This is a genomic window from Janthinobacterium sp. PLB04 (genome assembly GCF_021165895.1).
Lineage (GTDB): Bacteria > Pseudomonadota > Gammaproteobacteria > Burkholderiales > Burkholderiaceae_D > Janthinobacterium > Janthinobacterium lividum.
The window spans coordinates 2,748,288-2,762,017 of sequence record NZ_CP088968.1; the positions used below are offsets into that span (position 1 = coordinate 2,748,288).

Sequence of the window (13,730 nt, forward strand, 5' to 3'; positions counted from 1 at the left end):
GTTAACGGCTATCGTAAAGGGAGGCACGCGGGGGAGAGGGGGGCCTGGGAACTGCAAAGGGGCGCGGATTGTTTGGCCGGCAATGTGTAGTATACGACAGGCTTATGCTTTTTGCTTGGTAATACCACTTTTGTGTGGTTCCTGCGGCAGACGGCGCGCATCGACCTTAAGTTACCTGCCGCACGGCTGGCTTGCGCGGATTCCGCTATGATGAGAAAAAGTCATCGGCAGAGGCGCCCGCAAACCGCTGCGGCAGGGGCGGTGCGCCCGGTGGCTGACCGTGCAAGCCCTTCGTGAACCTAACATTGACGACGCCAGCCCATGACCATGCCACTTGCGCAACAGCAGTCCGATTTCCGTCCCGCCAGCCACGCCAGCGCGGCCAGCGCCACTCCTGCCACGATAGCCGAGATCAGCAGCGGCCTGCTGGCGCGCGATGCCTGGACGTCGCCCAAGTACCTGTACGACGCGCTCGGCTCCAAACTGTTCGAAGCCATCTGCGCCTTGCCCGAGTACTATCCGACGCGCACGGAAGCGGCCATCTTCGCCCGCCATGGCGCCGAGATCGCCCACGCCGTGGGGCCGGGCAGCACCCTGATCGACCTGGGCGCGGGCAATTGCGCCAAGGCCGCCAGCCTGTTCCCCCTGCTGCACCCGGCCCAGTACGTGGCCGTGGATATTTCCTACGATTTCCTCAGCGAATCGCTGAGCCGGCTGCAGCAGCGCTTTCCGCACATCGAGATGACGGGCCTGGGCCTGGATTTTTCCAGCCGCCTGGACTTGCCCGATAGCGTGCGCGAGGCACGGCGATTGTTCTTCTATCCCGGCTCGTCGATCGGTAATTTTGCGCCCGAGCAAGCAACCGCCTTTTTGCGCCGCCTGCGCGCGAATGCGGACGGCGATGGCGGCCTGCTGATCGGCGTCGATCTGATCAAGGACGACGCCATCCTCGAAGCCGCCTATGACGATGCGCTGGGCGTCACGGCCGCCTTCAACCTGAACATGCTGCGCCACGTGAATGGGCTGATCGGCGCCGACTTCGACGTGCGCGCGTGGCAGCACCACGGTTTTTTCAATGCCGACGAGCGCCGCGTCGAAATGCACCTGGAAGCGCGCAGCGAGCAGTTTGTCCATTGGAAAGGTGGCCAGCGGCGTTTCGCGAAAGGCGAGCGTATCCATACTGAAGACAGCTATAAGTACACGCGCGCGGCCTTTGTCGGCTTGCTGGAACAGGCCGGGTTTTCCACCGTGCAAGTCTGGACGGATCCGCAACAGTGGTTTGCCGTCATTTACGCACGCGTGATTCGAGACTAAAAGGCGACGATGCTGATCGATCATTACCATCAAGTGCGCCAGCATTCTCTGCTGCTGGCCGAACCCCTGTCCGACGAGGATTGCGGCGCCCAGTCGATGCCGGACGCCAGTCCCGTGAAATGGCACCTCGCGCATACCACCTGGTTTTTCGAAACGTTTATTCTGGAAAGCATGGAAGCGGCGTTCGCGCCATTCCACCCGGCCTTCCGCGTGCTGTTCAATTCCTATTACAACGGCGTGGGCGAGAAGCACCCGCGCGCCCAGCGTGGCTTGCTGACGCGCCCCGGCATGGACGTCGTGCGCGCCTACCGGATGGATGTCGATGCGCGCATCGGCCGCCTGCTGGCGGGCGAACTGGCGCGCGAGGAGCGCGAACGGCTGACCATGCTGCTGGCGCTGGGGCTCGAACACGAGCAGCAGCATCAGGAATTGCTGTTGACGGACGTCAAGCACCTGCTGGCGCAGAGCGCCCTGTTTCCCGCCTACCTGGATCGCATGGACAGCGCGGCGCCATCAGCGCAGCAAGCCGCGCCGCCCACGGCCTGGCTCGCCTTCGACGGCGGCCTGGCGCAGATCGGCCATGCGGGCGATGGCTTTTGCTTCGACAATGAATTGCCGCGCCATCCGCAATACGTGGCGCCGTTCGAACTGGCCAGCGCGCTGGTGACGAATGGCGACTACCTGGCCTTCATCGAGGCGGGCGGCTACCGCACGGCGCATTGGTGGCTGGCCGAAGGCTGGGACTGGGTGCGCAGCGGGCAGCTGGAATGCCCGTTGTACTGGCAGCGCGACGAGGCGGGGCAATGGCAGGAATTCACTCTATATGGTTTGCATAGTCTCGACCTGCAGGCGCCGGCCACGCATCTGTCCCTGTTCGAGGCGGACGCCTATGCGCACTGGGCCGGCGCGCGCCTGCCGACGGAAGCGGAATGGGAAGTGGCGGCGCAAGGCGTCGCGCTGCAAGTTGGCCAGCTGCATCCGGCCGCCGGCGCGCCGGGAACAGGGCTGCGGCAAATGTTCGGCCATTGCTGGCAGTGGACCAGCAGCAGCTACGCGCCGTATCCGGGCTACCGCACGGCGCCTGGCGCGCTCGGCGAATACAACGGCAAGTTCATGCTGAACCAGTATGTGCTGCGCGGCTCGTCGTGCGCCACGCCGGCCGGCCATGCGCGCGCCAGCTACCGCAATTTCTTCCCGGCCGGCGCGCGCTGGCAATTTTCCGGCATCCGCCTGGCGCGCCAGGTGGAATAACTTAGTGCAGGCGCGGGACGGCGGGTGCGTCAGGGCGGGGCGGCGCCTTGGCGGCAGTGTTCTGTTCCAGCTTGAACTGGCTGACGAGGGTTTCCAGTTCGCCCGCCTGTTCATGCATGGCCGCCGCCGCCGCGGCCGCTTCCTCGACGAGGGCCGCGTTTTGCTGCGTCGTCTGGTCCATCTGCATGATGGCCGCATTGATTTGCTCGATGCCTTCGCTCTGCTCGTGGTTGGCAACGCTGATTTCACCGACGATGGCGCTGACCCGGCCCACGCTGGCCACTACTTCATCCATCGTGGCGCCCGCCTGGCTGACCAGTTGCGCACCCTGGCCGACCCTGTTGACGGAGTCGGCGATCAGTTCCTTGATTTCTTTCGCCGCCGCCGCCGAGCGTTGCGCCAGATTGCGCACTTCGGACGCCACCACGGCAAAGCCGCGGCCTTGCTCGCCGGCACGCGCCGCTTCCACCGCCGCGTTCAGTGCCAGGATATTCGTCTGGAAGGCGATGCCGTCGATCACGGCGATGATGTCGACGATCTTGCGCGACGATGCATTGATGGCATCCATGGTGCCGATCACTTCCGCCATGGCCGAGCCGCCGCGCTGGGCGATGGCCGATGCCGAGCGAGCCAGGCTGTCGGCCTGGCGCGCATTGTCGCTGTTGCTGCGCACGGTGCCCGTCAGTTCGATCATCGACGAGGCCGTCTCTTCCAGCGCGCTGGCTTGCGCTTCCGTGCGGGCCGACAGGTCGGCATTGCCGCTGGCGATCTGGCTCGACGCCACGGCTATCGTGCCCGTGCCGCCGCGCACCTGCCCCACCAGGGTGGCCAGGTTGGTATTCATGTCGCGCAACGCCTGCAGCAGCTGGCCCGCTTCATCCTTGCCTTCGGCCACGATTTTGCTGCTCAGGTCGCCTGCGGCCACGGCTTGCGCCACGCGCAAGGCATAGGCGATCGGCGTGGTGATCGAGCGCGTGACGCGCCAGGCAAAGAGCACGCCCAGCAGCAGGGCGGCCGTGCCCAGGCTGGCCATCAGCACATTCGCTGCGGAAATATTCTGCTTGATTTGCTGGCCGCCATGCACGACCACCCCGCGCTGGATTTCATTCAGGCGGTTCACCGACTTTTGCAACTGGTTCAGGGCGGGCAGGGTATCGTCGCGCACGTGTACGGCCGCTTCCGCGCGCTGTCCCGCCACCAGCAGCTTGTCGGCCTGGCTGAACGACACGACATAGGCCTTGCGCTGCTGCTTCAGGGTGGCCAGCAGTTCCTTGCCTTCAGGCAGCACGATCAGGCGGTCGAGCACGACCAGCGCATCGGTGATGGTGGCCTTGTTGGCATCGATTTCGCCGTGGATGGCGTTGGCGCGGGCCGGATCTTCATGGATGAACAGTTCCAGCACCAGTGCCGCGTTCGAACGCGTGGTGCTGCGGATGGTGGCGATGGCGTCGGCCTTGGCCCAGTCTTTCTCGATGATGGCTTCGCTAAGCGCGCCGATCTTGTCGAGCCGGAAAAGGCCCGTGCCTACCAGCACTGCCATCAGCAACAGCACCACGCCAAAACCGGCGCCCAGGCGCACGCCTATCTTCATATCCGTCAATTTCATACTGATTCCCTCGGTAGCTAATGATCTGTCTCCGGTGGTCTTGTTATGCGACGATTATACGGTTGGTGATACCTGATTTGCACTACTAATTGCCCAATAGAAATGAAAAAGCGGCACGGCGATCAAGCCGTACCGCTTTTTCTCCCTATGAGGGATGCCCTGGCCGTGCTCAGGCGGCGTTGGCAGCCACGTCGGCCTCTGTTGTTTTTTCGGCGTCCGTCTGCTTGATGCGGCGGTTCACGGCCGACAAGACAGCCTTGAACGAGGCGGTGACGATATTGCTGTCGATGGCGGCGCCGAACAGGGTCGGGCCATTGTCGAGGCGCAACTCCACGTAGCAAGCCGCTTGCGCGTTGGCGCCGGAGCCGATCGAGTGCTCATGGTAGTCCATCAGTTTGATGTCGAGACCGAGGGCGTTGACGAAGGCATCGATAGGGCCGTTGCCGCCGCCTTGCAAGGCCAATGGCGTCTGGCGGTGCGACAGGCTGATGTCGATCTGCACGGATTCGTCGCTGCTCGTGTCTTCCACCATGCGGTGCGAAGCGTAGGCGTATGGCGCCGTCTGCTCCAGGTATTCCTTCTGGAAGATTTCATGGATATCCTGCGCGGCGATTTCGCGGCCCGTGGCGTCGGCCACGGCTTGCACGGCGCGCGAGAATTCGATCTGCAGGCGGCGCGGCAAGACCAGGCCGTATTCCTGTTCCAGCAAGTACGCCATGCCGCCCTTGCCGGACTGGCTGTTGACGCGGATCACGGCGTCATAGCTGCGGCCCAGGTCGGCCGGGTCGATTGGCAAGTACGGCACTTCCCAGATGCTGTCCGGTTGTTGCTTGGCGAAACCTTTCTTGATCGCATCCTGGTGCGAGCCGGAGAATGCCGTAAACACCAGGTCGCCCGCATACGGGTGGCGCGGGTGGACGGGCAGCTGGTTGCACTCTTCCACGCACTTGCGCACGGTATCGATGTCGGAGAAATCGAGGCCCGGATGCACGCCCTGCGTGTACAGGTTCATCGCCAAAGTCACCAGGTCGACGTTGCCCGTGCGCTCGCCATTGCCGAACAAACAGCCTTCCACGCGGTCGGCGCCCGCCATCACGGCCAGCTCGGCCGACGCGACGGCCGTGCCGCGGTCGTTATGCGGGTGCACGCTGATGATGATGGAATCGCGGCGCGCCAGCTTGCGCGACATCCATTCGATCTGGTCCGCATATACGTTGGGCGTGCTGCATTCCACGGTCGAGGGCAAATTGATGATCATCTTGTTGGCCGGCGTCGGCTTCCAGATGGCGCTGACGGCGTCGCAGATATGCTTGGAGAAATCGAGTTCCGTGGTGGAAAACGATTCCGGCGTGTATTCGAAACCCCATTCCGTTTCCGGATGCTGCGCCACCAGCTGTTTTACCAGGGTGGTGCCGGTGGTGGCGATATTCGTGATTTCCTCGCGCGACATGCCGAACACGACTTTGCGGAACACGGGCGCCACGGAGTTGTACAGGTGGACGATGGCGCGCTTGGCACCGACGACGGATTCCACCGTGCGGCGTATTAATTCTTCGCGCGACTGGGTCAGCACGATGATGGTGACGTCGTCCGGGATGCGGCCCTCATCGACGAGCTTGCGCACGAAATCGAAATCCGTTTGTGATGCCGATGGGAAGCCCACCTCGATTTCCTTGAGGCCGATGGCGATCAGCATCTCGAAGAACCGCAGCTTCTTTTCCGCGCTCATCGGCTCGATCAGCGACTGGTTGCCGTCGCGCAAGTCGGTGCTCATCCAGATAGGCGGTTTGCTGATGATCTGGTTCGGCCATTGACGGTCGGTCAATTTGACGGGAGGAAAGGCGCGGTATTTGGAAGCTGGGTTTTGCAACATCATGATCGGGTACTCCTGAAGATAGGGGGAAATCAATGGTTGTGGCGCAAGCTTGCCGGGCGGCCACGCAACACTAGGCCAGGCAAGCGATCGGTAGCGATAGCGGTGCAGCGACGATGCCAGCGGGGGCGGTCGCAGGGGGAACTACGTGTACGAATGGGGATGGTGCAAACATCATCAAACCTTCCAGGGTTTTTGAAACACGCCGGCGTGTGGCCAGGCGAAGCAATGCGGCAAACTTATGCGCGTGCTAGGTGTAGTCGCGATAGCGACAGCAGGGAAGGGGATGGATGTTTGAAGGAGGACATGCACTTAATGTAAGGGAGGTTGGGGCGGGCTGTCAAGCGTTTCCTGGCGTCACGTTGTGTCAAGCGTAATGCACTTGCGCGGCCAGGTCCGGCATTTCCTGCGCCATGCGCGCCAGGATGCGCTGCAGGATGGCCGCTTCGTCGGGCAGGCGCGCGGCGAAGGCTGGCCAGCCGCGCAGCTCCAGTTGTTGCGGCATGTCCACCAGGCCCGTGACGGCGTCCCAGAACGCATCCCAGTTCATGCCGTAGAAGGAGGGAAAACCCAGCGCGGCGGCCAGCGCCGCATGCAGCTGGCGCGGCGAGTTGATATCGCTCAAGTCGATTGTCACGAGGGCCAGTCGATTCACACTATGCCCTTGAGCAGGTTTTGCAGGTTTTGCCGCATGCCGGCGGCCACCGTTTCGTGCTGCGCCAGGATGGCGGGCGCATCCTTGAACGGCGCCGGGTCCAGATACAGGCGCGGCAAGTCGGCCACGGCTACGCCACGCGGGCCGCCGCGCAGGATGTCGTCCGCATGCTGCTGGATCGAGTTGACGGCCGCCTGGATGCGCGGCGTCGCGGAGGCGGCCAGGCAGGCGGCCAGCGCGGCGTCGAGGTCGGCGCGCGTAGGCGCCTGCGGCAGCACGGGGGCGGCGATCTGTTCCAGCGGCGACATGTTGACGGCCGGCTTGCGGTAGGCAAGCAGGGTGTCGAGCGCCATCAGCCGGTGTGGGCCGCTGCGCTGCAGCCAGTCCAGGATGCGTGGCCACGGCGTGCCCAGCAGTGCTGCCGCCAAGCCCCATTGTCCCGCCACGGGCGAGCCCACATTGGCGTCGATCCAGGCGAGGGCGGCCGGATGGCCTGTGTAAGCCAGCAAGGTGGCGTTCGACGAGCGCAGCGCGGGCGCCTGCGTGGCGAGGATGGCGGTCAGCCAGGCGAGGGCGCCATCGGGCTGCTGCTGCGATAGCTGTTGCGCAAATGGTTCGCTCAGGGCGCGGCTGTCGGCAAATTGGTGTTCTGACATATTAATTGGAGGAAAGTAAAAACCAGGCGCCAGTCTAGCAGTGGTCTGCTGGATGAGGCGGCGCGCACGAACATTGTCAGCATAAACATTTAAGACAGCCTTCAGTGCAGGCAGCCCCGCTTGCGCTACAATCGGCTCTCCTTTATTGCCACTGCCGCGCGCGGTTCCCCCTCTCCACATGTTCCCTAAACGCCTGACCTTGCTTGCCCTGGCCGTCTTTGCGCTGGCCGGCTGCGATACCACCGCCCCGAAACCCGTTCAAGTATTGACGCCACCCGAACCCATTGTCGTCACGCCGCGCAAGATCAAGATCGGCCTGGCGCTGGGCGGCGGCGCGGCGCGCGGTTTCGCGCATATCGGCGTGATCAAGGCGCTCGAATCGCAAGGCATCGTCGCCGATATCGTCACCGGCACCAGCGCCGGCAGCGTGGTGGGTGCCATGTATGCGGCGGGCAACTCCGGCTTCACCTTGCAAAAGATGGCGTTCGACATGGACGAGGCGGCCATTTCCGACTGGGCCTTGCCCCTGTTCGGCAAGTCCTCCGGCGTGCTGAAAGGCGAAGCGCTGCAAAGCTATGTCAACAAGGCTGTGGGCGGCGTGCCGCTGGAAAAGCTGAAGATTCCCTTCGGCGTGGTGGCGACCGATTTGAAAAATGGCCAGCCGATCCTGTTCCAGCGCGGTAACACCGGCATGGCCGTGCGCGCCTCGTCGGCCGTGCCCGGCGTGTTCCAGCCTGTGACGATTGCCGGCCACACCTATGTCGATGGGGGCCTCGTCGCTCCCGTACCCGTGCGCTTTGCGCGCGACATGGGCGCCGATTTCATCATCGCGGTGAATATCTCGTCGCAAACGGATACCCAGAAGGCCATCAGCTCGATGGAAGTGCTGATGCAGACCTTCGCCATCATGGGCCAGCGCATCAACCAGTTCGAGCTCAAGGATGCGGACGTGGTGATCCAGCCCAGCCTGGGCACCATGAAGGGCAACGATTTCAACAGCCGCAACCAGGCGATCCTGGCGGGCGAGCAGGCGACCTTTGCCGTCATGGCGCAGCTCAAGCAAAAGCTGAAAGCCAAGCGCGAGCAGTAGGGGGTAGCGCCGTCGCGCATTTCGTATACAATTTTGATTCAACATAACAAGGATGCACCATGCAATCGAAACCGATTTTGACCCTGGACGACGTAAAGAAAATCGCTGCCGCCGCCGAAGCGGAAGCGGTCAAGAATAACTGGGCGGTCACGATCGCCATCGTCGACGACGGCGGCCACCTGCTGTGGCTGCAGCGCATGGATGGCGTGGCGCCGATCTCGTCGCACATCGCCCCATCGAAAGCCAAGACGGCCGCACTGGGCCGCCGCGAATCGCGCATCTATGAAGAGATGATCAATGGCGGCCGCGTGTCGTTCCTGAGCGCACCGGAAATCGACGGCTTGCTCGAAGGCGGCGTGCCCATCGTGTTCGATGGTCACTACGTGGGCGCCGTCGGCGTCTCGGGCGTGAAGTCGGCGGAAGATGCGCAAATCGCCAAAGCAGGCATTGCTGCGCTCACCGCCTAAGTAGTAGCCGCAATTGCAGAACAAGCCGCCCCGCGCAAGCCGGGCGGCTTTTTTCATGGGGCGCAGTTTTTATGCTGCCATGCAAAAAAATGCCGCCAATTCTGAATTTTCTTCCTTGTGGAAAAGCTTCCTTTTGGTTATAATTCAAAGGTTTAGCCAATCACACATATACCGTAGCGACTACCCATCCCCTCATTCAAAATGACCGTTGAAACACCCTGAGTGCATCTGGCTCGGGTAACTAGGCGGTCGGTCTGACGTGGCGCAGCTACGGTAACTTTATCAGGAGTTGCCCTTGCCGCCATTTTTTTCTGGCCCTGCCGTTCCAGCCATATTAGCGCTTGCTGATGGAACGATCTTTAAAGGTTTTTCGATCGGTGCCGCCGGTCATACCACGGGCGAGGTTGTTTTCAATACCTCCATGACCGGGTATCAGGAAATCCTTACCGACCCAAGCTATTGCCGCCAGATGGTCACCCTGACCTATCCGCATATCGGCAATACGGGCGTCAATCCGGAAGACGTCGAATCTTCCAAGGTACACGCCGCTGGCCTCATCATCCGCGATCTGCCTTTGCTGGCATCCAATTTCCGTTCCACCCTTTCCCTGTCCGACTACCTCAAAGCTGAAAATATCGTCGCCATCGCCGGCATCGATACACGCAAGCTCACGCGCATCCTGCGTGAAAAAGGTGCGCAGGGCGGCGCCATCCTCGTCGGCACGCAAGGCAACGAGCCATCCGCCGCGCAAGCGCTGGAACTGGCCCGCTCCTTCCCCGGCCTGGCCGGCATGGACCTGGCCAAGGTGGTGTCGAGCAAGGACGCCTATGAATACCGCGAAACGGAATGGACGCTGGGCGAAGGCTATGGCCAGCTGGCCGACGCGGACGCGAAATACCACGTGGTCGCCTTCGACTACGGCGTCAAGCGCAACATCCTGCGCATGCTGACGGCACGCGGCTGCAAAGTCACCGTGCTGCCCGCGCAAGCGACGGCCGCCGATGCCCTGGCACTGAATCCGGACGGCATCTTCCTGTCGAACGGTCCCGGCGATCCGGAGCCGTGCGACTACGCCATCGCGGCAACCAAGGAACTGATCGAAAAGGGTATCCCGACCTTCGGCATCTGCCTCGGTCACCAGATCATGGCGATCGCTTCCGGCGCGAAGACCCTGAAGATGAAGTTCGGCCACCACGGCGCCAACCACCCGGTGCAAGACCTGGAAACGAAACAGGTCTTGATTACCTCGCAAAACCACGGTTTCGCAGTCGACGCGGCAACCTTGCCCGCGAACTGCCGCGTGACCCATGAATCGCTGTTCGACGGTTCCCTGCAGGGCTTTGCCCGCACGGACAAGCCGGCCTTCTGCTTCCAGGGCCACCCTGAAGCGTCGCCGGGCCCGATGGATGTTGCTTACCTGTTTGACCGCTTCATCAACCTGATGGCTGCGGAGGAGAAAAAGAAAAATGCCTAAACGTTTAGATATTAAAAGTATTCTGATTATTGGCGCTGGCCCGATCGTGATCGGCCAGGCCTGCGAATTCGATTATTCCGGCGCGCAAGCGTGCAAGGCCCTGCGCGAAGAGGGCTACAAAGTCATCCTGGTCAACAGCAATCCTGCGACCATCATGACGGATCCGGAAATGGCCGACGTGACCTATATCGAACCGATCACCTGGTCGGTCGTTGAACGCATCATCGCCAAGGAGCGTCCTGACGCCATCCTGCCGACGATGGGTGGCCAGACGGCGCTGAACTGCGCGCTGGACCTGTTCAACAATGGCGTGCTGGCAAAATACAACGTCGAGCTGATCGGCGCATCGCCGGAAGCCATCGACAAGGCGGAAGACCGTTCCAAGTTCAAGGACGCGATGACCAAGATCGGCCTCGGTTCGGCCCGTTCCGGCGTGGCGCACTCGATGGAAGAATCGTGGGCCGTGCAGCGCACCCTGGGCTTCCCGACCATCATCCGTCCATCGTTCACCATGGGCGGTTCCGGCGGCGGCATCGCCTACAACGAAGAAGAATTCGAAACCATCTGCAAGCGCGGCCTGGAAGCGTCGCCGACGAAAGAGCTGCTGATCGAAGAATCGTTGCTGGGCTGGAAAGAGTACGAGATGGAAGTGGTGCGCGACAAGGCGGACAACTGCATCATCATCTGCTCGATCGAAAACCTGGACCCGATGGGCGTGCACACGGGCGACTCCATCACGGTGGCGCCTGCGCAAACGCTGACGGACAAGGAATACCAGATCATGCGCAATGCCTCCCTGGCAGTGCTGCGCGAGATCGGCGTCGACACCGGTGGCTCGAACGTGCAATTTTCGATCAACCCCGTCGATGGTCGCATGATCGTCATCGAGATGAACCCGCGCGTATCGCGTTCGTCGGCCCTGGCATCGAAAGCGACGGGTTTCCCTATCGCCAAGATCGCCGCCAAGCTGGCCGTCGGTTTCACCCTGGACGAGCTGCGCAATGAAATCACGGGCGGCGCCACGCCGGCCTCGTTCGAACCGTCGATCGATTACGTCGTCACTAAGATCCCCCGTTTCACGTTCGAGAAATTCCCGACCGCCGACCACCACCTGACGACGCAGATGAAATCCGTCGGCGAAGTGATGGCCATCGGCCGCACCTTCCAGGAATCGTTCCAGAAAGCCTTGCGCGGCCTGGAAGTGGGCGTGGACGGCATGAATGAAAAGACCAAGGACCGCGAAAAGATCGAAGAAGAACTGGGCGAGCCTGGTCCTGAGCGCATCTGGTACGTGGGTGACGCGTTTGCCCAGGGTTTCACCCTGGAAGAAGTGCACCAACTCACCAAGATCGACCCGTGGTTCCTGATCCAGATCAAGGAAATCGTCGACCTGGAGCTGTGGCTCGATACGCAGAAGCTGGAAAACCTGGACAAGAACACCCTGTACAAGTTGAAACAGAAGGGCTTCTCGGACCGCCGCCTGGGCTTCCTGCTGCAGACGACCGACACGGCCGTGCGCCAGCAGCGCCATGCGCTCAACATCCGTCCCGTCTACAAGCGCGTCGACACCTGCGCAGCGGAATTTTCGACCGACACGGCGTACATGTATTCCACGTACGACGAAGAGTGCGAATCGAATCCGACCGACAAGAAAAAAATCATGGTGCTGGGCGGTGGTCCGAACCGTATCGGCCAGGGTATCGAGTTTGACTATTGCTGCGTCCACGCTGCCCTCGCCATGCGCGAAGACGGCTACGAAACCATCATGGTCAATTGCAACCCAGAAACGGTTTCAACCGACTACGATACCTCGGACCGCCTGTACTTCGAATCCCTGACGCTGGAAGACGTGCTGGAAATCGTCGCCATCGAAAAACCGGTAGGCGTGATCGTGCAGTACGGCGGCCAGACGCCATTGAAACTGGCGCTGGACCTGGAAGCCAATGGCGTACCGATCATCGGCACCTCGCCGGACATGATCGATGCGGCCGAAGACCGCGAGCGTTTCCAGCAAATGCTGCACAAACTGGAACTGCGTCAGCCGCCTAACCGCACCGCGCGCACGGAAGCCGACGCCCTGGCGCTGGCGCAGGAAATCGGCTACCCGCTGGTCGTGCGTCCATCGTACGTGCTGGGCGGCCGCGCCATGGAAATCGTCCATGAGCAACGCGACCTCGAACGCTACATGCGCGAAGCCGTCAAGGTTTCGCACGATTCGCCGGTGCTGCTGGACCGTTTCCTGAACGACGCCATCGAGTGCGACGTTGATTGCATCTCCGACGGCGAAACGACGTTCATCGGCGGCGTGATGGAACACATCGAACAGGCTGGCGTCCACTCGGGCGACTCGGCTTGCTCCTTGCCGCCATACTCGTTGGCACCGGAAACCATTGAAGAACTGAAACGCCAGACGGCGCTGATGGCCAAGGGCTTGAACGTGGTCGGCCTGATGAACGTGCAGTTCGCGATCCAGAAGCAAGAGATCGACGGCGAAATGAAAGACGTCGTCTTCGTGCTGGAAGTCAATCCACGCGCTTCGCGCACCGTGCCTTTCGTCTCGAAAGCCACCGGCCTGCAACTGGCGAAGATCGCCGCGCGCTGCATGGTGGGCCAGTCGCTGGCGTCGCAAGGCATCACGCAGGAAGTCGTGCCGCCGTACTTCAGCGTCAAGGAAGCCGTGTTCCCGTTCGTCAAGTTCCCTGGCGTGGACACCATCCTGGGCCCTGAAATGAAATCGACGGGCGAAGTCATGGGCGTGGGCCTGACGTTCGGCGAAGCGTTTGTGAAATCGCAACTGGGCGCCGGCGTGAACCTGCCAAAATCGGGCAAGGTCTTCATCAGCGTGAAAGCGTCGGACAAGCCGCGCGCAGTGCAAGTGGCGCGTGACCTGGTCGAATCCGGTTTCACCGTGGTCGCCACCAAGGGTACCGCCGCCGTGATCGCTGCTGCCGGCATCGCCGTCACGCCAGTGAACAAGGTGATCGAAGGCCGTCCGCACGTGGTCGACATGATCAAGAACCATGAAATCGTGCTGGTGATCAACACCGTGGAAGAAAAGCGCAGCGCCATCGTCGATTCGCGGGCCATCCGCACCTCGGCCCTGGCATCGCGCGTGACGACCTACACCACCATCGCGGGCGCGGAAGCGGCCGTCGAAGGCATCCGCCACCTGGATGAGCTGCGTGTGTACGATTTGCAAGGTCTGCACAAGACCTTGAACTAAGTGCGTTTGCAGTGGCCGCCGTTAGGCGGTACACTGCATGCTTATCAACCACAGAGTTCCGTGCAGAGCAGCGCGCGGCCTCTGTGGTTTTCACTTGGTAAGTCCGTTAACCGTGGCAAAA

10 protein-coding genes are annotated in these 13,730 nt (G+C 62.0%); 6 read left to right on the plus strand and 4 right to left on the minus strand.

Annotated features, from left to right (window positions below; translation table 11 throughout):
- Positions 1-321: 321 nt before the first annotated feature.
- Positions 322-1,314: an L-histidine N(alpha)-methyltransferase gene (gene egtD / locus LSO07_RS12235; RefSeq protein ID WP_151094454.1), complete on the plus strand. Its 993-nt coding sequence runs from the start codon at positions 322-324 to the stop codon at positions 1,312-1,314.
- A gap of 9 nt (positions 1,315-1,323) precedes the next feature.
- Positions 1,324-2,565 carry an ergothioneine biosynthesis protein EgtB gene (gene egtB, locus LSO07_RS12240; RefSeq protein ID WP_151094457.1) on the plus strand — a complete coding sequence of 414 codons (1,242 nt, stop codon included), beginning with the start codon at positions 1,324-1,326 and terminating at the stop codon, positions 2,563-2,565.
- 1 nt (position 2,566) lies between these two features.
- Here the strand turns inward: egtB and LSO07_RS12245 are convergent, their stop codons facing one another.
- From LSO07_RS12245 to LSO07_RS12260, 4 genes are all read right to left on the minus strand, one after another.
- A complete protein-coding gene (locus LSO07_RS12245; protein ID WP_191909654.1) occupies positions 2,567-4,171 on the minus strand; it encodes a methyl-accepting chemotaxis protein in 1,605 nt (534 codons plus the stop codon).
- Positions 4,172-4,340: 169 nt separating this feature from the next.
- Entirely contained in the window at positions 4,341-6,047 is a 1,707-nt protein-coding gene (leuA, locus tag LSO07_RS12250; protein ID WP_034786041.1) for a 2-isopropylmalate synthase, read from the minus strand.
- A gap of 364 nt (positions 6,048-6,411) precedes the next feature.
- Positions 6,412-6,681: a barstar family protein gene (locus LSO07_RS12255; protein ID WP_225317283.1), complete on the minus strand. Its 270-nt coding sequence runs from the start codon at positions 6,679-6,681 to the stop codon at positions 6,412-6,414.
- 14 nt (positions 6,682-6,695) lie between these two features.
- Positions 6,696-7,355: a hypothetical protein gene (locus LSO07_RS12260; RefSeq protein WP_151094460.1), complete on the minus strand. Its 660-nt coding sequence runs from the start codon at positions 7,353-7,355 to the stop codon at positions 6,696-6,698.
- Positions 7,356-7,533: 178 nt separating this feature from the next.
- On the opposite strand from LSO07_RS12260, the gene LSO07_RS12265 reads away from it, so the two are divergent.
- The 4 genes from LSO07_RS12265 to carB all read left to right on the plus strand — a co-directional run bounded on the left by LSO07_RS12265 (position 7,534) and on the right by carB (position 13,609).
- The gene (locus tag LSO07_RS12265; protein WP_151094463.1) at positions 7,534-8,445 is read left to right on the plus strand and encodes a patatin-like phospholipase family protein; all 912 of its coding nucleotides are present in this window, start codon (positions 7,534-7,536) and stop codon (positions 8,443-8,445) included.
- A 59-nt stretch (positions 8,446-8,504) separates the two neighbouring features.
- Positions 8,505-8,912, plus strand: coding sequence for a GlcG/HbpS family heme-binding protein (locus LSO07_RS12270; RefSeq protein ID WP_034786036.1), 408 nt, complete (start codon positions 8,505-8,507; stop codon positions 8,910-8,912).
- Positions 8,913-9,207: 295 nt separating this feature from the next.
- A complete protein-coding gene (carA, locus tag LSO07_RS12275; protein WP_092610630.1) occupies positions 9,208-10,386 on the plus strand; it encodes a glutamine-hydrolyzing carbamoyl-phosphate synthase small subunit in 1,179 nt (392 codons plus the stop codon).
- The gene (gene carB / locus LSO07_RS12280) at positions 10,379-13,609 is read left to right on the plus strand and encodes a carbamoyl-phosphate synthase large subunit (protein WP_034786033.1); all 3,231 of its coding nucleotides are present in this window, start codon (positions 10,379-10,381) and stop codon (positions 13,607-13,609) included. The genes carA and carB overlap by 8 nt, the downstream gene beginning before the upstream one ends.
- The last annotated feature ends 121 nt before the right edge of the window (positions 13,610-13,730 follow it).

Excerpts from the sequence above, each read along its gene's own strand:
- egtD (WP_151094454.1), top strand. The coding sequence starts at position 322 with ATGACCATGCCACTTGCGCAACAGCAGTCCGATTTCCGTCCCGCCAGC.
- egtB (WP_151094457.1), top strand. The coding sequence starts at position 1,324 with ATGCTGATCGATCATTACCATCAAGTGCGCCAGCATTCTCTGCTGCTG.
- LSO07_RS12245 (WP_191909654.1), bottom strand. The coding sequence starts at position 4,171 with ATGAAATTGACGGATATGAAGATAGGCGTGCGCCTGGGCGCCGGTTTT.
- leuA (WP_034786041.1), bottom strand. The coding sequence starts at position 6,047 with ATGATGTTGCAAAACCCAGCTTCCAAATACCGCGCCTTTCCTCCCGTC.
- LSO07_RS12260 (WP_151094460.1), bottom strand. The coding sequence starts at position 7,355 with ATGTCAGAACACCAATTTGCCGACAGCCGCGCCCTGAGCGAACCATTT.
- LSO07_RS12265 (WP_151094463.1), top strand. The coding sequence starts at position 7,534 with ATGTTCCCTAAACGCCTGACCTTGCTTGCCCTGGCCGTCTTTGCGCTG.
- LSO07_RS12270 (WP_034786036.1), top strand. The coding sequence starts at position 8,505 with ATGCAATCGAAACCGATTTTGACCCTGGACGACGTAAAGAAAATCGCT.
- carB (WP_034786033.1), top strand. The coding sequence starts at position 10,379 with ATGCCTAAACGTTTAGATATTAAAAGTATTCTGATTATTGGCGCTGGC.